Source organism: Pseudomonas sp. NPDC090752 (assembly GCF_055584805.1).
Map to the genome: position 1 here is coordinate 186,862 of NZ_JBVJLI010000003.1, position 21,800 is coordinate 208,661.

The 21,800-nt window shown below is 62.6% G+C and carries 18 protein-coding genes; 4 read left to right on the forward strand and 14 right to left on the reverse strand.

All coding sequences use genetic code 11. The features are described from left to right. Positions 1–9 precede the first annotated feature (9 nt). Positions 10–723, reverse strand: coding sequence for an ABC transporter permease (locus ACZ6YA_RS06050; protein WP_403131046.1), 714 nt, complete (start codon positions 721–723; stop codon positions 10–12). A 525-nt stretch (positions 724–1,248) separates the two neighbouring features. Here ACZ6YA_RS06050 and ACZ6YA_RS06055 point away from each other — a divergent pair. Next, positions 1,249–2,832, forward strand: coding sequence for a peptide chain release factor 3 (locus tag ACZ6YA_RS06055; RefSeq protein ID WP_465896229.1), 1,584 nt, complete (start codon positions 1,249–1,251; stop codon positions 2,830–2,832). A gap of 131 nt (positions 2,833–2,963) precedes the next feature. Here ACZ6YA_RS06055 and ACZ6YA_RS06060 read toward each other — a convergent pair whose 3' ends face one another. The 4 genes from ACZ6YA_RS06060 to ACZ6YA_RS06075 form a co-directional block, all read right to left on the reverse strand. Then, positions 2,964–4,043, reverse strand: a complete 1,080-nt coding sequence (locus ACZ6YA_RS06060) for a polyamine ABC transporter substrate-binding protein (RefSeq protein WP_465896230.1) — start codon at positions 4,041–4,043, stop codon at positions 2,964–2,966. Between the two features lie 52 nt (positions 4,044–4,095). Next, on the reverse strand, positions 4,096–4,437 hold the full coding sequence (locus tag ACZ6YA_RS06065) for a cupin domain-containing protein (RefSeq protein ID WP_465896231.1): 342 nt from the start codon (positions 4,435–4,437) through the stop codon (positions 4,096–4,098). 32 nt (positions 4,438–4,469) lie between these two features. After that, positions 4,470–5,876, reverse strand: a complete 1,407-nt coding sequence (locus ACZ6YA_RS06070) for an NAD(P)/FAD-dependent oxidoreductase (protein ID WP_465896232.1) — start codon at positions 5,874–5,876, stop codon at positions 4,470–4,472. A 65-nt stretch (positions 5,877–5,941) separates the two neighbouring features. After that, positions 5,942–6,751 carry an AraC family transcriptional regulator gene (locus ACZ6YA_RS06075; RefSeq protein ID WP_465896234.1) on the reverse strand — a complete coding sequence of 270 codons (810 nt, stop codon included), beginning with the start codon at positions 6,749–6,751 and terminating at the stop codon, positions 5,942–5,944. Positions 6,752–6,993: 242 nt separating this feature from the next. Between ACZ6YA_RS06075 and ACZ6YA_RS06080 the strand changes: the two genes are divergently transcribed. Next, entirely contained in the window at positions 6,994–7,881 is an 888-nt protein-coding gene (locus ACZ6YA_RS06080) for a hypothetical protein (protein WP_465896235.1), read from the forward strand. A gap of 210 nt (positions 7,882–8,091) precedes the next feature. Here ACZ6YA_RS06080 and ACZ6YA_RS06085 read toward each other — a convergent pair whose 3' ends face one another. From ACZ6YA_RS06085 to ACZ6YA_RS06125, 9 genes are all read right to left on the reverse strand, one after another. Further along, positions 8,092–9,060: a peptide ABC transporter ATP-binding protein gene (locus ACZ6YA_RS06085; protein ID WP_465896236.1), complete on the reverse strand. Its 969-nt coding sequence runs from the start codon at positions 9,058–9,060 to the stop codon at positions 8,092–8,094. Further along, on the reverse strand, positions 9,060–10,028 hold the full coding sequence (locus ACZ6YA_RS06090) for an ABC transporter ATP-binding protein (protein ID WP_465896237.1): 969 nt from the start codon (positions 10,026–10,028) through the stop codon (positions 9,060–9,062). Before ACZ6YA_RS06090 ends, ACZ6YA_RS06085 begins: the two co-directional genes overlap by 1 nt. A 10-nt stretch (positions 10,029–10,038) precedes the next feature. Then, positions 10,039–10,965 carry an ABC transporter permease subunit gene (locus ACZ6YA_RS06095; RefSeq protein WP_465896239.1) on the reverse strand — a complete coding sequence of 309 codons (927 nt, stop codon included), beginning with the start codon at positions 10,963–10,965 and terminating at the stop codon, positions 10,039–10,041. Between the two features lie 10 nt (positions 10,966–10,975). Continuing rightward, positions 10,976–11,986, reverse strand: a complete 1,011-nt coding sequence (locus tag ACZ6YA_RS06100) for an ABC transporter permease subunit (RefSeq protein WP_012316108.1) — start codon at positions 11,984–11,986, stop codon at positions 10,976–10,978. Between the two features lie 76 nt (positions 11,987–12,062). After that, a complete protein-coding gene (locus ACZ6YA_RS06105) occupies positions 12,063–13,658 on the reverse strand; it encodes an ABC transporter substrate-binding protein (protein WP_465896241.1) in 1,596 nt (531 codons plus the stop codon). A 73-nt stretch (positions 13,659–13,731) separates the two neighbouring features. Next, complete coding sequence (locus tag ACZ6YA_RS06110; RefSeq protein WP_465896243.1) at positions 13,732–15,111, reverse strand: OprD family porin; 1,380 nt, start codon at positions 15,109–15,111, stop codon at positions 13,732–13,734. A 218-nt stretch (positions 15,112–15,329) separates the two neighbouring features. Further along, entirely contained in the window at positions 15,330–16,922 is a 1,593-nt protein-coding gene (locus ACZ6YA_RS06115; protein ID WP_465896246.1) for an ABC transporter substrate-binding protein, read from the reverse strand. A 125-nt stretch (positions 16,923–17,047) separates the two neighbouring features. Further along, positions 17,048–18,673 carry an ABC transporter substrate-binding protein gene (locus tag ACZ6YA_RS06120; RefSeq protein ID WP_465896248.1) on the reverse strand — a complete coding sequence of 542 codons (1,626 nt, stop codon included), beginning with the start codon at positions 18,671–18,673 and terminating at the stop codon, positions 17,048–17,050. Positions 18,674–19,016: 343 nt separating this feature from the next. Next, on the reverse strand, positions 19,017–19,733 hold the full coding sequence (locus ACZ6YA_RS06125) for an SIMPL domain-containing protein (protein ID WP_465896249.1): 717 nt from the start codon (positions 19,731–19,733) through the stop codon (positions 19,017–19,019). Between the two features lie 202 nt (positions 19,734–19,935). Here ACZ6YA_RS06125 and ACZ6YA_RS06130 point away from each other — a divergent pair, with 202 nt between their 5' ends. After that, positions 19,936–21,192: an ATP-binding protein gene (locus ACZ6YA_RS06130; RefSeq protein WP_465896250.1), complete on the forward strand. Its 1,257-nt coding sequence runs from the start codon at positions 19,936–19,938 to the stop codon at positions 21,190–21,192. Further along, positions 21,192–21,752: a response regulator transcription factor gene (locus ACZ6YA_RS06135; RefSeq protein WP_465896251.1), complete on the forward strand. Its 561-nt coding sequence runs from the start codon at positions 21,192–21,194 to the stop codon at positions 21,750–21,752. The genes ACZ6YA_RS06130 and ACZ6YA_RS06135 overlap by 1 nt, the downstream gene beginning before the upstream one ends. The last annotated feature ends 48 nt before the right edge of the window (positions 21,753–21,800 follow it).

Below are 21,800 nucleotides of genomic sequence, written 5' to 3' on the forward strand. Positions count from 1 at the left end.
TCCCTCTGTTTATTGGGCCAGGCCACGTTCCAGCCAGCGCTTGCTGGAGAAACTCACCGCCGCGTCCAGGACCAGTGCCAGCAAGGCGGTACAGGCCGCGCCGAGCAGCAACTGTGGCTGGTTGTTCAGGGCGATGCCGGGGAAGATCAGGCTGCCCAGGCTGTTGGCACCAATCAGGAACGCCAGCGGCGCAGTACCCACGTTCAGCGCCAGGGCCACGCGCACACCGCCGACGATGATCGGCACGGCATTGGGCAGTTCCACTTGCCACAGCTGCTGGCGCGGGGTCATGCCGATGCCGGTGGCGGCTTCCTTGAGCGAGGCGGGGACGTTTTTCAGGCCTTCGTAGGTGTTGCGCACGATGGGCAGGAGGGAGGCGAGGAACAACGCGAAGATCGCCGGCCCGGCGCCGATGCCCAGGATACTCAGGGCGATGGCCAGAACGGCCAGAGGGGGAATGGTGTTGCCAACGTTGAAGAACTGCATGAAGCGCTCGGCTTTGTCGACCCGGTGCGGTCGACTCAAGGCAATGCCGGCGGGGATGCCCACGGCCAACGCCGCCGCCATCGAAGCCAGCACCAGTACCAGGTGCGCTTGCAGGTAGAACCAAAGATCGTCGCGGTAACGCGCGATCGTGTCGATGCCGATCCAGTGGATCAGCAGGGCCAGGATGACGAGCACGGTGGCGCATCCCAACAGCCCTTTACCGTAGCGTGTAGCCACAGGCGGACTCCTTGTGTTGTCGGCGAGCACACTTCTTTTTATGCCGGCCATGGCGGGCGGCGGTGGGTGTGTTCGCGAGTAGCAGCGTGAAGCAACCAAGGGCTGCGATCAGGCCATGAGCCGAACCCCGTCGGGCCCGAAAAAGCTGATGAAACCAGTCCCCAACCGAAGCGGGTTGCAGGGGAGTGGACGTCTCCGTGGGCGTAAAGGTTCCCATCTGAGGCGGCATTTGGCCAGTGTTAATCACTGGGGAGTGTGAATCTTGGCGAGAGAAAACAGCGGTTTAATGCGTTGAAGGCGCTTAAATAACTGGCTTGCAGCCTTTAGTCAGTGGGGGCCTTTTCGCGGGGCAAGCCCGCTCCCACAGGATCACCCCAAGCACTTGAATAGGGTGAGGTATCTGTGGGAGCGGGCTTGCCCCGCGAAAAGGCCTTAACAGGCAACCGATGACTTGGGCTTTGGTCGAAAGCCGCAATTCAGGTATGATACTGCCCCTTTTTGAATCCCCCAGTCAGGCGATTTCCCATGACCAACCAGGCCGCCGAAGTCGCGAAGCGCCGCACTTTCGCCATTATTTCCCACCCCGACGCCGGTAAGACCACCATCACCGAGAAGCTCCTGCTGATGGGCAAGGCCATTGCCGTCGCCGGTACCGTGAAGTCGCGCAAGTCCGACCGCCACGCCACCTCCGACTGGATGGAAATGGAGAAGCAGCGCGGCATCTCCATCACCACCTCGGTGATGCAGTTCCCGTACCGCGAGCACATGATCAACCTGCTCGACACCCCCGGCCACGAAGACTTCTCGGAAGACACCTACCGCACCCTGACCGCAGTGGACTCGGCGCTGATGGTGCTCGACGGCGGTAAAGGTGTAGAGCCACGGACCATCGCCCTGATGGACGTTTGCCGCCTGCGCGACACGCCCATCGTCAGCTTTATCAACAAACTCGACCGTGACATCCGCGACCCGATCGAACTGCTCGACGAGATCGAAGCGGTACTGAAGATCAAGGCCGCGCCGATCACCTGGCCGATCGGTTGCTACCGCGACTTCAAGGGCGTGTACCACCTGGCCGGCGACTACATCATCGTCTACACCCCGGGCCACGGCCATGAGCGTACCGAGGTCAAGATCATCGAGAAGCTCGACTCCGATGAAGCCCGTGCGCACCTGGGTGACGAGTATGACCGCTTCATCGATCAGCTCGAGCTGGTGCAGGGTGCCTGCCATGAGTTCGATCAGGACGAATTCATCAACGGCCAACTGACGCCGGTGTTCTTCGGTACGGCGCTGGGCAACTTCGGTGTCGATCATGTGCTCGACGCGGTCGTCGACTGGGCGCCGCGCCCGCTGGCCCGTGTCGCCCACGAGCGTACCGTGGAACCGGTGGAAGAGAAGTTCAGCGGCTTCGTGTTCAAGATCCAGGCGAACATGGACCCGAAACACCGCGACCGGATCGCCTTCATGCGCATCTGTTCGGGCAAGTACGAAAAGGGCATGAAGATGCGCCACGTGCGCACCGGCAAGGACCTGCGTATCGGTGACGCGCTGACCTTCTTCTCGTCCGAGCGCGAGCAGCTGGAAGAAGCCTACGCCGGCGACATCATCGGCCTGCATAACCACGGCACCATCCAGATCGGTGACACCTTCACCGAAGGCGAAGCACTGGGCTTCACCGGTATTCCGCACTTCGCCCCCGAGCTGTTCCGCCGCGTGCGCTTGAAAGACCCGCTCAAGTCCAAGCAATTGCGCCAGGGCCTGCAGCAGTTGGCCGAAGAGGGCGCCACCCAGGTGTTCTTCCCCGAGCGCAGCAACGACATCATCCTCGGTGCGGTCGGTGTGCTGCAGTTCGACGTGGTCGCTAGCCGCCTGAAGGAAGAGTACAAGGTCGAGTGCGCCTACGAGCCGATCACCGTCTGGTCGGCGCGCTGGATCAGCTGCGACGACAAGAAGAAGCTCGAGGAATTCCAGGTCAAGGCCATGGAAAACCTGGCCATCGACGGTGGTGGTCACCTGACCTACCTGGCCCCGACCCGGGTTAACCTGTCGCTGATGGAAGAGCGCTGGCCGGACATCAAGTTCCGCGCCACTCGCGAACATCACTGATACCTGAAATGGGGCTGCTGTGCAGCCCTTCGCGGGCAAGCCCGCTCCCGCAGGTACAGCGCAGCCCTTGAATATTGCGCTTCACCTGTGGGAGCGGGCTTGCCCGCGAAGGGCCGCGCAGCGGCCCCAAATCAATTCCCTGCCTTGATACTGGTCCAGATCCGCGTACGAATGCGGTCGATCTTGGCCGGCATCGCCTCCAGCGCATACAGCTTGCCCATCACCGCGTCACTGGGGTAGATCATCGTATTGCCCTTCATCGCCGGGTCCACCAGGGCGTCAGCCTTGAGATTGCCGTTGGCGTACTGCACATGGTTGCTGATGTTGGCCATCACTTCTGGCTGCAGCAGATAGTTCATGTACGCATAGCCCGCCTTCTCATCCGGTGCATCGGCCGGCATGGCGACCATGTCGAACCACATCGGCGCGCCTTCCTTTGGGATCGAATAGCCCACCTTCACCCCATTCTTCGCTTCATCGGCGCGGTTCTTCGCCTGCAGTACGTCACCCGAGAAACCGACCACCACACAGATATCGCCATTGGCCAGGTCGCCGGTGTACTTGGATGAATGGAAGTAACTGATGTACGGCCGCACCTTCATCAGCAAAGCCTTGGCCTTCTCGTAGTCGGCAGGGTTCTGGCTGTGATGTGGCAAGCCCAGGTAGTGCAAAGCGATTGGCAGCAGTTCGGGGCCGTTGTCGAGCACCGCGACCCCGCAGGTTTTCAGCTTGCTCATGTACTCGGGTTTGAAGATCAGGTCCCAGGAGTCCACGGGTGCACTCTCGCCAAGCACCGCTCTGACCTTGTCGATGTTGTAGCCGATGCCTGTGCTGCCCCACAGGTACGGGAAACCGTACTGGTTACCCGGGTCGTTCACTTCCAGTGCCTTGAGCAGCAGCGGGTTGAGGTTGTGCCAGTTGGGCAGCTGCGACTTGTCCAGGCGTTTAAGCGCCTTGCCTTGGACCTGGCGGGCCATGAAGTGGTTGGAGGGGAACACCACGTCGTAGCCGGAATTGCCGGTCATCAGCTTGCCGTCGAGGGTTTCGTTGCTGTCATAGACGTCGTAGGTCGGCACGATGCCGGTGGCTTGCTGGAAGTTCTTCAGGGTGTCGGGAGCGACGTAGCTGGACCAGTTGTAGATCTTCACCGTGTCGGCGGCGCTGGCCACGCTGGCGGCCAGCATCAGGGGTGCGAGAAGGAGGTTGCGCATGTCGGGTTTACCTTGCTTTGTCTGTTGTTATCGAAGGCAGGCGATCAGCGGATCAGAAAATCAGTACGTAGGTCTTGCGCACGGTCTCCTGGATATCCCAGATGCCGGTGCTGTTGGCCGGTAGCGTCAGTGCGTCTCCGGCTTCTATGGAGAGGGCCTCGCCACCGTCGGGGGTGAAGGTGCAGCGACCCTTGATGAAGTGGCAGAACTCCTGTTGCACGATCTGTCGCCGCCAGCGCCCAGGGGTGCATTCCCAGATGCCGGTTTCGACGCCATCAGTGCGCTCCACGCAGGTGACCGAAGCCACCGCAATGGGGTCGCCGAGCGGTACGGCGACGGGGCTGGCGCTTTCCAGCACGGCGCTGTCGGTGTGTTTGAACTGGGTGATGCTCATGACCGGTAGGTCCTCGGTAGGTGAACGGGAAGTCAGTGCATGAAGCCTTCCATGAAGTCGGCGAGTGAGCTGGCCAGGCGCCGCCTCCAAGGTGCGCTGGCGGGGTTGGCGAGGGTTCGGTCCTCGTGCACGAAACTCTGGATGATCGCGTTGTAGCCCAGCCAGCGGCAGGGTTCTGGCGGCCAGCTGGCCAGGCTCGTCAGCGGGCGGTTGTCGAGCACCCAGGGTTGCGCGGTCAGTTCGTTGTGTTGGTTGAGAATCAGCGCGGCCAGGGTGCGCCCACCGAGGTTGGTGGCGCCGACGCCTTCGCCGCCGTAGCCGCCGGCCAGGGCGATGCCGCGCTGGCGGTCGCACAGCATGTGCGGACGGAAGCGCCGCGCCATGCCCAGGTTGCCGCCCCAGGAATGGGTAATGCGCGCATGCTTGAGTTGCGGGAACAGTTCGCTGAACAGGTAGCGGCGCAGTTCGATTTCCGCTTCGTTCAGGGTGAAGTTTTCGCGCAGTCGACCGCCGAAGCGATAGCCGCCACGTGCACCGAACACCAGGCGGTTGTCGGCGGTACGCTGGCCGTAGGTGACCTGGCGGCTGCTCTCGCTGAAGGCCTGGCCCTGGCCCAGGCCGATCTGCTCCCAGGTCGATTCTGGCAGCGGCTCGGTGGCCACCAGCAGGCTCTGAACGGGCAGTTGATGTTTGCCCAGCGGCGGCAGGCTGGCGGCGTAGCCCTCGACGGCGGGCACCATCCACTGGCAGCGGATGCGCGCCAGTGGCGCCCGCACTTCACCGGGCTGCCAGTCGACGGCAGGGGTATTTTCGTAGATCGGCACGCCCAGCGCTTCGACCGCGCGGGCAAGGCCACGTACCAGCTTGGCGGGTTGGATGGTCGCGGTGTGCGGGCTGTAGATCGCGCCGTACGCGTTGCTGACCCGCAGTTGCGCATCCAGCTGTTCGGGGCGCAGCCAGCGGTAGTCATCCTCGGTCATGCCCTGGCGGTACAGCTCGTCGAGGTAGGCGCGCAGGCTGCGCTCCTGCTCCGGGTAGCGGGCGGCGCAGTAAAGCACGCCGCCTTTGCGGTAGTCGCAGTCGAGGGCTTCGCGTTGCAGCACGGCGTACACTTCATCGGGGATGCCGTGCAGCAGGTCGATGCTGGCGCGGCGTTGTTGTGGCGACAGGGTGGCGAGCAGGCGGTCCTCGCCGAGCAAATTGCCCATCAGCCAGCCGCCATTACGCCCGGAAGCGCCGAAGCCGGCGATGTTGGCCTCGATCACAACGATGCTCAGGTGCGGCGCCTGGCGCTTGAGATAGTAGGCGGTCCAAAGGCCCGTGTAGCCTGCGCCGATGATGCACACGTCGACCTCAAGGTCTTCGCGTAGGGCCGGGCGGGCGCACAGCGGCTCGTCGAGCTGGTCCATCCACAGGCTGAGGGTGCGCAGGGGTTGCATCGGGTTCGGCTCCACAATCCATCAAGGTCTGTGGCCGATGCTATTGGTGTTGGGGGATGGCTGTCTTACGTGCGTGCACGCAGGGAAATTTGCTTGAGATAGGCCTTGGGCGTGACACCTGTGTGTTCGCGGAAGCATTTGTAGAATGCTGACAGCGAATTGAAGCCGGCGCTGAACGCCAGGTCGTCGATCGGTGCTTCGACGCTGTCATCGTCCAGGCTGGCCATCAGGTGCTGAAGGCGGGCCTGGTTGACGTAGCGGTAGAAGCTTTGCCCGAGCACCTGGTTGAGCAGGTAGGAGATTTGATTGCGGCTGTAACCGCTGGCGTCGGCGACCTGCTGCAGGTCCAGTTCCGGGTCGAGGTAGGGGCGCTGGCGCTGGAAGTAGTGCTCCAAATCCTGGGCCATGGTCGACAGTTGCCGCGGCGACAGGCCCAGGCGGCTGGTGGCCGGACGCGGGCCATTGCTGACCAGCCCTTGGCTGCTCTGGCGGACCAGCGTGGCGTACTCGTTGACCCGCCAGATCAACCCATCCTTGACCGTGATCGCCTCGCTGGACTGGAACGCCACCAGGCCATCGCCGCCGTGCACCGTGACCTGATACTGGATGAACGCCGTGCAGCCATCGATGCGGATGCGGTCGCTGTGGACGATGTCCTCGCCGGCTTCGTGGGGCAGGCAGGCGCGCACGTAATCGCGCAGCTCGTTGAAGCCGAGCACGCGGTTCTGGAAGAAGTCGTGGTACTGCACCTCGGGGTGATAGAGCGCGATTACGCCGTCTAGGTCGCGGTGCTTCCAGCACAGGTGGTAGCGCAGGACGATGTCGGCGGTGATGGGCGTTTGCTCGGGGCCGTCGGCGGCTGTGATCGGGGTCATCTGCTGATAGTGCCGGGGGGCAGAGTTACAGGCAAGTCAGTGCCGGCCGCAAAGAGGCCGGCAGATAGTGCATAAACCCTGAGCCTCAATCATCAATCCGGGTGTTTTGCACGATCCTAGGACCGTGTCATCGGCTAACTCATTGATTTTCCGACATGTCATTTTTTGACACATCTGGCACAGCGCCTGCACCGATGATCATGCGACCAGGACCTGTTGCTCACTACATAGGCGAACCCATCATGATCCCTTCTGCCGATTACCCCTATGCCGATACTCAGTCACGCTCCGGCGTGTCATGGGCGGCGATCTTTGCCGGTGCCGCTGCGGCGGCGTCCCTTTCACTGATTCTCGTGGTGCTCGGTGCAGGGCTTGGCTTTGCCGCCACCTCGCCCTGGGCCAACGAAGGCGCCAGCGCCAAGGCGTTGGGTATTTCGACAATCATCTGGCTGTTGTTGACTCAGATTCTCGCGTCTGGCCTCGGCGGCTATATTGCCGGTCGGCTGCGGGTGAAATGGGCCAACCTGCACGGCGATGAAGTGTACTTCCGCGACACGGCCCACGGCTTTCTCTCCTGGGCGGTGGCCACCTTGGTGGCGGCCATGTTGATCGTCAGCACCGCCGGTGGCATTGCCAGTGCCGGAGTGCAGGCCGGCGCGAGCGCCGTAGGGGCTGCAGCGAGCATGGCACCCAAACCTGACCAAAATGCCTATTTCGTCGACAGCCTGTTCCGTAGCGACGGCCCGGCCGCAGTCAGCGATGACGCGGCCAATGGGGTAGCGGCGCGGATCATTGCCAGGTCCATCACCCAGGGAACGCTTGCCGAAGGCGACCGCGCCTATCTGGCGCAACTGGTTGCGCAGCGCACTCGTCTGAGCCAGCCCGAGGCCGAAGCTCGAGTGGACCAGGTGTTCGCTCAGGTTCAACAAGCCAAAGTTCAGGCGCAGCAAGCTGCCGATACGGCAGCCAAGGTAGCGGCATGGACCGCGCTGTGGACCTTCGTTGCGCTGTTGTGTGGGGCGTTCTTCGCCAGCCTGGCTGCGCTGTACGGTGGCCGTCAGCGTGACCGCGTGCAATGGCTGGAAGGGCAGGAAGTGGGTTACACCGCGCGTCGTACCGTTCAACGTTGAGTAAGGAGAAACATCATGCGCTCGATACTTCTGTGGATGATTGGGGTGCCGATTCCGGTGATTATCCTGATCGCGATATTCATGCATTGAGGTTGTTGGGGGCGCTTTGCGCCCCTTCGCGGGCAAGCCCGCTCCCACAGGTTAGCCGCAGTATTCAATTGTGCGGGAACCTGTGGGAGCGGGCTTGCCCGCGAAGAAGGTTAAACTTAGCTAGAGAAACTGCTCGGCGTAATGACAGGCGACTTGCCGAGTTCCGACCTGCCGAAACGCCGGCACTTCTATGCCGCACCGCTCCGTCGCATACGGGCACCGCTTGTGAAACGCACACCCATCCGGCGGATTCAGCGGGTTGGGCAGCTCACCCGCAATACGAATCTTCGGCTTCAACGGGTCCGGGTGAATCGCCGGTGTCGCCGACAGCAGCGCCTGGGTATACGGGTGCAGCGGCTTCTCGTAGATATCTTCTTTCGGCCCCATCTCCGCCGGCCGCCCCAGGTACATCACCAGCACCTGGTCCGCCACATGCCGCACCACCGCCAGGTTGTGCGAGATGAACACATAGGCCGTGTTGAACTCCTTCTGCAGGTCCATGAACAGGTTCAGCACCTGCGCCTGAATAGACACGTCCAACGCCGAAGTGGGTTCGTCCGCCACCAGCACTTTCGGCTGCAGCATCATCGCCCGTGCCAGGGCAATCCGCTGGCGCTGACCACCGGAGAACATGTGCGGGTAGCGCTGGTAATGCTCAGGGCGCAGGCCGACCTGCTCCATCATTTTCTGCACTTTGTCACGGCGCTCGGTCTTGCTCAGTGCGGTGTTGATCAGCAGCGGCTCGGCCAGTTGGTCGCCGATCTTCTGTCGTGGGTTGAGCGAGGCGTACGGGCTCTGGAACACCATTTGTACGTCGCGGCGTAGCTGCTTGCGCTCGCTCTTGCTGGCGCCTTTGACCTCAGTGCCATCGATCTGCAACGAGCCAGAAGACGGCTCCTCGATCAGCGTCAGGGCCCGCGCCAGGGTCGATTTGCCGCAGCCGGATTCACCGACCACGGCCAGGGTCTTGCCAGCCTCCAGTTCGAACGACACGCCATTGAGCGCGCGCACCAGGGCGTGACCCTTGAACAGCCCGCGTGACACTTCGTAATGCCGGGTCAGCTCCCGCGCGGTAAGTACGACGGCCATCACGCCACCTCCTGGTTCAGCGGGTAGAAGCAACGCACCAGGCTGTGGGCCTGAGGCTCAAGGGCCGGGCGCTGGCGCCGGCAGTTGTCCTGCACGTACGGGCAGCGGGGCGACAGCAGGCAGCCGTTGGGGCGGTCGTAACGACCGGGGACGATGCCGGGCAGGGTAGCCAGGCGCTCGGCGCCGATGCTGTGCTCGGGGATCGCCGCCAGCAATGCTTCGCTGTACGGGTGTGCCGGCACGTCGAACAGTTCTGGCACCTGGCCCACTTCCACCGCCTGGCCTGCGTACATCACGCAGACGCGCTTGGCCGTTTCGGCGACCACGGCGAGGTCGTGGGTGATCAGGATGAGCGCCATGTTGCGCTCCTTCTGCAGGTTCACCAGCAGCTCCATGATCTGCGCCTGGATGGTCACGTCGAGGGCCGTGGTTGGTTCGTCGGCGATCAACAGCTTGGGCTCACCGGCAATGGCCATGGCAATCGCCACGCGCTGGCTCATGCCGCCGGACAATTGGTGCGGGTAAGCGTCCAGGCGGCTTTCGGCGGCTGGTATTTCAACTTTTTTAAGCAACTCCAGCGCACGCTGGCGCGCCGCCTTGCCCTTCAGGCCCAGGTGCTGGCGCAGCACTTCTTCAATCTGAAAGCCCACGGTATAGCTCGGATTGAGCGCGGTCATCGGGTCCTGGAAGATCATGGCGATGTCCTTGCCCACCACCTTGCGCCGCTGACGGCCGCTGAGCTTGAGCATGTCGATGCCGTCGAAGGTGAGCGCGTCGGCGGTGATCCGCCCGGGGGCGTCGATCAGGCCCATCAGGGCCATCATGGTGACGGATTTGCCCGAGCCGGATTCGCCGACGATGGCCAGGATTTCCCCGGCGTCCACCGCCAGGTCCAGGCCGTCCACCACCGGTACGGCATTGGCGTCGCCGAAGCGCACGTTCAGGTTGTCTATCTGCAACAGTGACATGGCGTTCTCCTCAGGCGGCGTTCTTGAGTTTCGGGTCCAGCGCATCGCGCAGGCCGTCGCCCATCAGGTTGATTGCCAGCACACTGAGCAAGATGGTCAGGCCAGGCAGGCTCACTACCCACCAGGCGCGCTCGATGTAGTCACGCGCGGAGGCCAGCATGGTGCCCCATTCCGGCGTCGGCGGTTGCACGCCCAGGCCCAGGAAACCCAGGGCGGCGGCGTCGAGGATGGCCGAGGAGAAGCTCAAGGTCGCCTGCACGATCAGCGGCGCCATGCAGTTGGGCAACACGGTGACGAACATCAGCCGAGGCAGACCGGCACCGGCCAGGCGTGCGGCGGTGACGTAGTCGCGGTTCAGCTCGCCCATTACCGCAGCGCGGGTCAGGCGCACGTAGGACGGCAAGGAGACGATGGCGATGGCGATCACCGTGTTGATCAGGCCAGGGCCGAGGATGGCGACGATCGCCACGGCCAGCAGCAGCGAGGGCAGGGCCAGCATCACGTCCATCAGGCGCATGATCGACGGGCCGATGAAGTTGGGGAAGAACCCGGCCAGCAGGCCCAGGAAGATACCTGGGATCAGCGACATCACCACCGACGACAGGCCGATCAGCAGCGACAGCCGCGCACCCTGGATCAGCCGCGAGAGCAGGTCGCGGCCGAGTTCGTCGGTGCCGAGGATGAACTGCCAGGTGCCACCTTCGAGCCACACCGGGGGCGTCAGCAGGAAGTCGCGGTACTGCTCGCTGGGGTCATGCGGTGCGACCCACGGCGCGAACAGCGCGCAGAACACCACCACGCACATGAACGCCAGGCCCATCACCGCGCCCTTGTTTTGCGCGAAGGCGTGCCAGAATTCTTTGTACGGCGAGGGGTAGAGCAGGCTTTGGTCCACCGGGCTGGCCGGCGTGACGGATTTCGGAATAGGGCTAGTCATGGCGAAGGCCTCAGCGCTGATGACGGATGCGTGGGTTGGCCAGGCCGTAGAGGATGTCCACGACGAAGTTGACCAGGATCACCAGGCAGGCGATCAACAGGATGCCGTTCTGGACCACGGGGTAGTCACGAGCACCGATGGCTTCGATCAGCCATTTGCCGATGCCCGGCCAGGAAAAGATGGTTTCGGTGAGCACGGCACCGGCCAGCAGCGTGCCGACCTGCAGGCCGAACACTGTCAGCACCGGGATCAGCGCATTGCGCAAGCCATGCACGAACACCACGCGGGCCGGCGACAGGCCCTTGGCGCGAGCGGTGCGGATGTAGTCCTCGCGCAGCACTTCGAGCATCGACGAGCGGGTCATGCGGGCGATCACCGCCAGCGGGATGGTGCCGAGCACGATGGCCGGCAGGATCAGGTGCATCACCGCGTCCTTGAAGGCGCCTTCTTCATCGCTGAGCAGGGTGTCGATGAGCATGAAGCCGGTTTTCGGCTCGATGTCGTAGAGCAGGTCGATGCGCCCTGACACCGGGGTCCAGCCCAGGCTGACCGAGAAGAACATGATCAGGATCAGGCCCCACCAGAAGATCGGCATCGAATAGCCGGCCAGGGAAATCCCCATGACCCCGTGGTCGAACAGCGAGCCGCGCTTGAGTGCGGCGATCACCCCGGCCAGCAAGCCGACGATGCCGGCGAACAGCAACGCGGCGAACGCCAGTTCCAGGGTGGCGGGGAACAGGGTGAGGAACTCGCTCCACACGCTTTCGCGGGTGCGCAGCGATTCGCCCAGGTCACCCTGGGCGAGCTTGCCGACGTAATCCAGGTACTGGACCGGCAGCGGCTTGTTCAGGCCCAGGCGCTCCATGGCCTGGGCGTGCATTTCCGGGTCGACCCTGCGCTCGCCCATCATCACTTCCACCGGGTCGCCGGGGATCAGGCGTATGAGCGCGAAGGTCAGCAAGGTGATACCGAAGAAAGTCGGAATCAGCAGGCCCAGGCGCCGGGCAATAAAACTCAACATTGTCGGGGTTACCTCATCAGCCGTTGTGCGGCGGTGCCGCCGGTGCCCGTGTGGGTTGCCGGCGATCGTTGTTGTTCTACTTCACCTTGGTGGTGGCGAAGTTGTTGTTGGTCAGAGGGTTGATTACATACCCCTCCACGTTGTCACGCATGGCAGTGAACATCTTCGGATGCGCCATGCTGATCCAGGGTTGATCGTCATCGTACACCTTCAAAGCCTGGGCATAGAGCCTTGCGCGCTCGTCGTTGTCGATCACCTCGCGGGCGCGGGTGATCAGCTCCTGGAATTTCGAGTTGCACCAGCGCGCGTAGTTCTCGCCACTTTTCGCGGCGTCGCAGCTGAGCAAAGGGCTGAGGAAGTTGTCCGGGTCGCCGTTGTCGCCGGCCCAGCCGGTGGACACCAGGTCCGCCTCGCCCTTTTTCGCGCGGCGCAGCATCTCGGCCCACTCCATCACCCGGATATCCAGCTTCAAGCCGATCTTGGCCAGGTCCGCTTGGAGCATCTCGGCGGACAGGCGAGGGTTGGGGTTGGTCGGGCCGCCGCCGTTGCGGGTGAACAGGGTGATTACCGTGCCTTCCGGTACGCCAGCCTGCTTGAGCAGTTCACGGGCCTTTGCCAGGTCGTGGGGCGGATTCTGGTTGTCGTTGTTGTACCCGATCATGGTTGGTGGGTAGGGGTTGACCCCGACCTGCGCGTTGCCCTTGCCGAACAGCTGGTCGACGTGGGTCTGGCGGTCGAAGGCCATATTGATGGCTTTGCGCACGCGCACGTCGCTGAGGTACTTGTGTTCGGTGTTCATGGCGATGTAGCCGGTGACCAGGGCTTCGATCTCGGCGACTTTCAACCTGGCATCGGTCTTGATCGAGGGCACGTCATCCGGTTTGGGATACAAGGCAATCTGGCATTCGTTGGCGCGCAGTTTCTGCAGGCGTACGTTGCTGTCGGTGGCGATGGCGAACACCAGCGTGTCGGCCGGTGGCTTGCCGCGGAAATAGTCCGGGTTGGCCTTGAAACGCACCTGAGCGTCCTTGTTGTAGCGCTGGAAGATGAACGCGCCGGTGCCGATCGGTTTGCTGTTGAGGTCGCCGGTCTTGCCGGCCTTGAGCAACTGGTCGCCGTACTCGGCGGAGTAGATCGAGGTGAAGGCCATGGCCATGTCACGCAGGAACGGCGCTTCCGGGCGGGTGAGGGTGATCACCACGGTGTGGTCGTCGGTCTTGTCCACCGACTTGAGCAGGTCCTTGAAGGCCATGCTCTCGAAATAGGGGTAGCCGACGCTGGTCTTGTCGTGCCACGGGTGCTTCGGGTCGAGCTGGCGACGCAGGCTCCACAGCACGTCGTCGGCGTTAAAGTCGCGGGTCGGCTTGAAGTAGTCGGTGGTGTGAAACTTCACACCCTGGCGCAAGTGGAAGGTGTAGGTCAGGCCATCGGCGGAGATGTCCCAGCGTTCGGCAAGGGCTGGCTCGATATCGGTGGTGCCGGGCTTGAAGTCGACCAGGCGGTTGAACACCGTTTCGGCGGAGGCATCGGCGGTGACCGCCGTGGTGTACTGGACGATGTCGAAGCCTTCTGGGCTGGCTTCGGTGCATACCACAAGCGGCTTGGCCGCCAGGTTGCCGGCGGCGCCGAGGATGACCGCTGCCAGGGCAGCGCGGAGCGGTAGCGATTTCATGGGTACTCCCTGCTTGCGTTGATTCCAGCGTAGCCGCCTGGGCCTGCGATGAGGCGGGCCCAGGCGCCAGCGGTCAGAGAATGTTGAATGGAATGGTGGTGACGATGCGCAGCTCGTCCAGGCTGCCATCGGCCTGGGCCTTGCTGGCGCGGTGCGCGGTGTAGGTGGCGCGGATGCTGGTGTCCTTCAGCGGGCCACTCTGTACTGCATAGCTGGTGCCGATGCCCCACTCGTAGTGGGTTTCGCCGTCCATGCCGGCGACGTCGTAGGCAGTGCCACGGTAGTGGGTGCCGTCGATGCCCCAGCCGCGTGCGTTGTACAGGTTGAACTTCAGGCCCGGCACCCCGTACGGCGCCATGTTCAGCACGTAGGAAATCTGCAGGGATTTCTCGTTCGGGCCGTTGAAGTCCGAGAGCAGCGAGTTGGCCAGGTAGATGCCGTTGGTTTCGTGCAGGTAGTCGAAGTATTCGTTGCCGTTGACTTGCTGCCATGAGGCGCTGAGGGTGTGGGCCTGGTGGGTCAGGCCGAACGACAGGCTGTAGGTGTCGTTGTCGATCTCGCCCATCTTTTTGCTGCCTTCGTCCACCGTCTTGTAGTAGTTCAGGCCGGTGCTCAGGCTCAGCACCGCGCTGTCGCCCAGCACGTGGTTGGCGCCGAAGTAGTACTGGTTCCAGAAGTCGTCGACCTTGGTCGCGTACAGGCTGGTGGTCAGGCTCTTGAAGGGCTGGTAGTTGATCCCGGTGGTGCTGGCGCGGTCGGTTTCAACGCCTGCGGCGCCGTACTCCGTGCGGAACTTGCTGAGGCTTTGCTCGGTACGTGGCGAGACGCGGTCGAAGGTACCCAGGTCGAACGACAGATTGTCGAATTCAGCACTGTGCAGGAACGCACCTTGGAAACTCGAAGGCAGCGCACGGTTGCCAATGAAGGCGATCATCGGCGTGTCCACCGACTGGCGGCCGACGGTCAGGGTGGTGTTGGACACCCGCGCCTTGACGTTGGCCAGGCCCATCTTGCTCCATTGGCCGATGGGGTCGCCGTCGCTGTGGGTCAGGGTGCGGTTGTTGGGGCCGGCGACTGCGGCGCGGCCTTGCTCCAGGGCGATGGCGTTGTAGCCGGCGGCCTCGACGGCAAAGCCGACGGTGCCTTGGGTGAAGCCCGAGCTGTAGTTGAGGATGGTGCCTTGCAGCCAGTTGTCACGGCTGTGGGTGTCATGGCGGCTGCCGTCGCTCTTGTAGTACTTCCACAGTGGGGCGCGGGTGGCGCGTTCGCGGGCGTACCAGTTGCGGGTGCTGCCGGACAGGCTCTGGCCGTCGATGAAGCCTGTGGCTTCGCTTTGTTCGCTGCTGCCTTTGAGGCTGAACGGCACGAAGTCCTGGCTCTGGGTCTCGGCCTGGGCCATGGTGCAGAAGGTACCGATGGATAACGCCAGTGCGCTGAGGGTGAATGGTCTCAAGGTTAAAGCTCCCTTTCTCTTCTTTTAGTTATTGCCCGGCCTTGTGGGCCGGGTTGTTTGCTGCGGTGTTGCCTGGGTTGCTCGGGGTTGCCGGGCTAATCAGGGGAAATGTTTTGCCAGTGCCGGCCCTTTCGCGGGGCAAGCCCGCTCCCACAGAGGTATCGAGTAAGCCTGTGGGAGCGGGCTTGCCCCGCGAAGAGGGCGGCACTGATCAGCGCTTAATCAACACTGACACCGGAAAAATCATTGCGGCCAAAGGGGCTTACCTTGAAATCCGCCACCTTGATGCTCAGCGGCTGGTTGACCGTGGAATGCGCCACCGGGGTAATTGGCACCTGCTGCTTGAGGCGCTGCTGAGCCTGCTGGTACAGCGCGGTGCGCTGGTCGCGGTCGGTGACTTGCTTGGCCTGCTTGACCAGGCTGTCGTACTGCGGATCGCACCACAGCGAGTAGTTGTTGCTGCCGATCGCATCGCAGTTGTAGAGGGTGCCGAGCCAGTTGTCGGGGTCACCGTTGTCGCCGGTCCAGCCAATCAGGGCGATGTCGTGCTCGCCACTTTTCATGCGTTTGAGGTACTCGCCCCATTCGTAGCTGACGATGCGCACCTTGAAGCCGAGCTTGCTCCAGTCGGCCTGGAGCATCTCGGCCATGAGCTTGGCGTTGGGGTTGTACGGGCGCTGAACGGGCATGGCCCATAGGGTGACTTCGGTGCCCTGCTTGACCCCGGCCTGTTCAAGCAACTGCTTGGCCTTTGCCGGGTCGTAAGGTGCGTCCTTGAGGGTTTTGTCGTAGGACCACTGGGTCGGCGGCATGGCGTTGACCGCCAGCTGCCCGGAGTCTTGATAAACCGCCTGCAGGATCGCCTGCTTGTTCACCGCCATGTCCATGGCCTGGCGCACTTCCAGGCGGTCGAACGGCGGATGCTGGGTGTTGTAGGCGATGTAGCCAAGGTTGAAACCCGGTTGCTGCAGCACTTGCAGCTTGCTATCTGCCCTGAGCGCCGACAGGTCGGCCGGGCGCGGGTGCAAGGTGACCTGGCATTCGTTGCGGCGCAGCTTCTGGATGCGCACTGAAGGGTCGGTGTTGATCGAGAACACCAGGTTGTCGATCTTCACTTCATCTGGCGCCCAGTAGGCTTTGTTGCCCTTGAAGCGGATCTGCGAGTCTTTTTGGTAACGCTGGAACACGAATGGGCCGGTGCCAATCGGCTGCTGGTTGATATCGCTGGGGCGCCCGCCCGCCATCAGTTGTTCGGCGTACTCGGCGGAAAGAATGGAGGCGAAGCTCATGGCGAGGTTCTGGATGAACGCGGCATCGACCTTGTTGAGGGTGAATACCACGGTCAACGGAGCAGTTTTTTCCACGCGAGCGATGTTCTTGTCCAGGCCCATGCTGACGAAATAAGGGAACTCGGTGGGGTAGGCCAGACGGAACGGGTGGCCCTTGTCGAGCATGCGGTTGAAGGTGAACAGCACGTCTTCGGCGTTGAAGTCGCGGCTTGGCGTGAAGGCCTTGTTGGCGTGGAACTTCACGCCTTCGCGCAAGTGGAAGGTGTAACGCAAGCCATCGTCGGATACTTCCCATTTGCTCGCCAGAGCCGGGTGTACCGCCGTGCCGCCGCGTTCAAACTCCACCAGGCGGTTGTAGAGCGGTTCTGCTGCATCGTTGTCGGTGGCACTGGTGTACTGGGCGGTGTCGAAACCGGCTGGGCTGCCTTCCGAGCAGAACACCAGGTTTTTGGCCTGGGCAACGCAGACCTGGGTCAGCAGGCCCGCGGCGAGCAGGGTCGAAAACAGTTGGGTATGGCGCATGGCAAATCCTTTTCCGTCTGTTTTGCCGCGTCGGGGTACGAATTGCGGCAACAGTGGCCCCAGCCCCGGCGCGGGTAGCGTCGGGGTGGGTGTCGTTCAGGAGAATGGCGGTGAGTGGCCCGGTGTTACTTCTCCACGCTGACGCCGTAGAAAGCGTTCAGCGCGAACGGGCTGATCTTGAAGTCCTTCACCTTGGCACTCATCGGCTGGTAGACCGTGGAGTGGGCGATCGGCGTGATCGGCACCTGTTCCTTGAGGATGTGCTGCGCCTGCTTGTACAGCTCGGTGCGCTTGGTCTGGTCCGGCGTGGCCTTGGCCTGCTTGATCAGGTCGTCGTAGGGCTTGTAGCACCACTTGGAGAAGTTGTTGCCATCAATGGCATCGCAGCCGTACAGGGTGCCCAGCCAGTTGTCCGGGTCACCGTTGTCACCGCTCCAGCCAATCAGCATGGCACCCTGTTCGCCGCCCTTGGAGCGCTTGATGTACTCGCCCCACTCGTAACTGACGATCTTCGCCTTGATGCCGATCTTGGCCCAGTCGGATTGCAGCATCTCGGCCATCAGCTTGGCATTTGGGTTATACGGGCGTTGCACCGGCATGGCCCACAGGGTGATCTCGGTGCCTTCCTTGATGCCGGCTTGCTTGAGCAGCTGCTTGGCTTTCTCCGGATCGTAGGCGGCATCCTTGATGCTGTCGTCATAGGACCACTGGGTCGGGGGCATGCCGTTGACCGCCAGCTGGCCGGCCCCCTGGTAGACCGACTCGATGATCTTCTTCTTGTCGACGGCCATGTCCAGTGCCTGGCGCACTTCGAGCTTGGCCATGGGGTTGGGCTCGTTGCTGCCCTTGATCTTGTCCATCACGTTGTAGGCGATGTAGCCGAGGTTGAAACCGGCCTGTTGCGGCATCTGCAGGTTCTTCTCGGCCTTGAGCGGCTCGATGTCGGCCGGGCGCGGGAACAGCGTGACCTGGCACTCGTTCTTCTTCAGTTTCTGCATGCGCACCGAGGCGTCGGTGGTGATGGCGAAGATCAGGTTGTCGATCTTCACGTCCTCAGGCTTCCAGTAATCCTCGTTGCCCTTGAAGCGGATCTGCGCGTCTTTCTGGTACTTGCTAAAGACGAACGGGCCGGTGCCGATCGGTTTCTGGTTGATGTCGGCGGCCTTGCCGTCCTTGAGCAACTGGTCGGCGTACTCGGCCGACTGCACGGAGGCGAAGCTCATGGCCAGGTTCTGGATGAACGCGGCGTCCACTTCATTGAGGCTGAACTTGACGGTGTGCTCGTCGATTTTCTCCACCTTGGCGATGTTCTTGTCCATGCCCATGTCGGTGAAGTAGGGGAACTCGGTGGGGTACGCCTTACGGAACGGGTGGTTCTTGTCGAGCATGCGGTTGAAGGTGAACAGCACGTCGTCGGCGTTGAAGGTGCGGGTGGGCTTGAAGTAGTCGGTAGTGTGGAATTTCACGCCTTCACGGAGGTGGAAGGTGTAGGTCTTGCCGTCGTCGGACATTTCCCACTTGGTCGCCAGGCCCGGGATGACGGCGGTGCCGCCCCGTTCGAATTGGGTCAGGCGGTTGAACACGGTCTCTGCCGAGGCATCGAAGTCGGTTCCGGTGGTGTATTGCCCCGGGTCGAAGCCGGCCGGACTGCCTTCGGAGCAGAACACCAGGTTGGACGCGGCGTGGGCAATCGGGGCGCCAGTGAACAAGCCCGCGCCGAGCAGGAACGGAATGACTGCGTGTTTGAGCATGGTGGCCTCATTGTTGTCATTTTTGGATTGAGGTGGCCTCGTGAGCCGACCTGCGGATACTTATGCAGGGGGTGTTCCCATTGCAACACTCAGAAGGATAGTTGGCGCCAGAAAAGTAGTACGGGCGTACATGGATGTCGCATCCGTATAACTTTCGACGAAGTTGAACGTTTGCGCAGGCTAAATGATGGCTTTATGCGGAATGTTTCGGCGGGAGGAAAGTGGTAGGAAGCGCTGTCTTGGTGCGTAGGAAACGTCCGTAATCGGTACAAACTGTGGGAGCGGGCTTGCGCGTCGGGACTTTCGCGGGACAAGCCCGCTCCCACAGGTACTCCGTGAATGCTTAAGGCATCTGAACTTCGATCAGCCCATCGGCATTCATGCTGACTTCACTGGTACCCGCCTCGATATCCGGCGCTGGCGCCGCTTCATCAGCGCCCATGGCTTTCATCGCCATCGGCGCGCTGCGCAGGTAAGGGCGCGGGTAACCGCTGCTGTTGAGGTTCAGGCTGACCACTTTGTAGCCCTTGCCCCCCAGCGCTTCGGTGGCCAGTTGCGCACGGGCCTTGAAGGCATCGACTGCATCCTTGAGCAGTGCGTCCTCGCTGGCCTTGCGGGTCGCCGGGGCGATGGAGAAGTCCATGCCGCCCATCTTCAGGTCTTGCAGCAGATCGGCGCTAAGTTGCGAGAGGGCCGGGAAGTCGGCGCTTTCCAGGCGTAGCTCGGCACGCTCGCGCCAGCCGGTGATCTTCTGGCCTTTGCTATCGTAAACCGGGTAGCTGTTGCGGCTGCCCTGGCTGATCTTCACGTCCTTGACCTGGCGTGCCTGCTGCACGGCCTTGTTCATGGTTTCGGTGATTTCTTTGGCAAGCTTGCCCGGGTCGGTGTTCTGGGCTTCGCTATACAGGGTCACGACCATCAGGTCGCGCGCCACTTCCTTGCTGACTTCGGCACGCAGCGATACCTGGTTGAAGCGCGGCTCATCCGCCGCCAGTGCCGGCAGGCTGGCGAGCAGGCCGCAGGAGAGAATCAGGGCAGCGCTGCGACGAGGGATATGCATGTAGTACTCCTTGGCAATAAAAGGCGTGGGTTCTGGCCATCCATCCCACGCATGGCCCATCAGACCGGGATCAGTGTAGTGGGTTCAAAAGTGCCATCATGAACCTGTGACAAAGTGTGGCGCTTTGCCGCATCGCTGCAGCAGGGCACCCGGCTTCGGTATACTCCAGCCGATTTTTCTGGAGCACTCATCAGGAGAGCGCATGCTCGCCGCCGCACAACCGCTGTCCGCTACCCGCCAGAACCTCTGGCGCCTGACTGTCATACGCGTTCTGGTTCTGGCCGCTCAGGCAGGCTCTGTGGGCGTTGCCTACTGGACCGAACTGCTGCCCCTGCCCTGGCTCTCGCTGGCTGCGACATTGGCCCTTTCGTCATTGCTGTGCGCCTTCACCGCCTTGCGCCTGCGCCTGTCACTGCCTGTCACCGAGCTTGAATACGCCCTGCAGCTGGCCTGCGACCTGCTGATTCACAGTGCCCTGCTTTATTATTCTGGCGGCTCGACCAACCCGTTCGTCTCCTATTACCTGGTGCCGCTGGCGATTGCCGCAGTGACCTTGCCCTGGCTCTATTCGCTGATCCTCTCGGGTATCGCCCTGACCGCCTACAGCCTGCTGCTGGTGCAGTTCTACCCGCTCGAAGGGCTGCCGATGGCGCGGGACAAGATGCAGGTGTATGGCATGTGGCTGAGCATCGCGCTGGCCGCAGCGGTGATCACCTTCTTTGCCGCACGCATGGCCGAGGAGCTGCGCCGTCAGGAGCAATTGCGCTCCGAACGCCGCGAAGAGAGCCTGCGCGACGAACAGCTGCTGGCCGTGGCCACTCAGGCCGCTGGCGCTGCCCACGAACTGGGCACGCCGCTGGCGACCATGAGCGTGCTGCTCAACGAAATGCGCCAGGACCACAAAGACCCGCTGTTGCAGGAAGACCTGCAGATCCTCCAGGACCAGGTCAAACTGTGCAAAGAGACGCTGCAGCAACTGGTGCGCGCCGCCGAAGCAAACCGGCGCCTGGCAGTGGTCGAACAGGACGTCACCGAGTGGCTCGATGAAGCGCTCAACCGTTGGCACCTGATGCGCCCTGAAGCCAGCTATCGCTTCCAGCGTCTGCGCGACGGCCAGGTGCCACGCCTGACCCCCCCACCGGACCTGACCCAGGCGCTGCTCAACCTGTTGAACAATGCCGCCGATGCCTGCCCCGATGATCTGGAAGTGCGCCTGGACTGGGACGCCCAGGACATCGTCATCAGCATCCGCGACCATGGTCCCGGTGTACCGCCGGCCATTGCCGAAGCCATCGGCAAACCCTTCATTACCACCAAGGGCAAAGGCTTCGGCCTGGGCCTGTTCCTGAGCAAAGCCAGCGTGACCCGTGCGGGCGGCTCGGTGAAACTCTATAGTCATGAGCAGGGTGGCACCCTTACCGAACTGCGCCTGCCCCATGGCACGCGAGGAGATCTATGATGAGCGAAGAAAACCAGGTCGAAGGCGAAGAGCTGCCGCACCTGTTGCTGGTGGATGACGATGCCACCTTCACCCGGGTCATGGCCCGTGCCATGAGCCGCCGGGGCTTTCGCGTAAGCACCGCCAGTTCTGCCGAAGAAGGCCTGATCCTGGCCCAGCAGGACCTGCCGGACTACGCCACGCTGGACCTGAAGATGGAAGGCGACTCCGGTCTGGTGCTGCTGCCCAAGCTGCTGGAGCTGGACCCGGAAATGCGCGTAGTGATCCTCACCGGTTACTCGAGCATTGCCACCGCGGTCGAGGCGGTCAAGCGTGGTGCTTGCAACTACCTGTGCAAACCGGCTGATGCCGATGACGTGCTGGCGGCGCTGCTCTCTGAGCACACCGACCTGGACACCCTGGTGCCGGAGAACCCGATGTCGGTGGACCGCCTGCAGTGGGAGCACATCCAGCGCGTACTGGGCGAGCATGAAGGCAATATTTCGGCCACCGCGCGTGCGCTGGGCATGCACCGGCGGACCTTGCAGCGCAAGCTGCAGAAGCGGCCGGTTCGCCGCTGAATCGGTGGTGGCCCCTTCGCGGCTGAAGCCGCTCCCACAGGATTATCA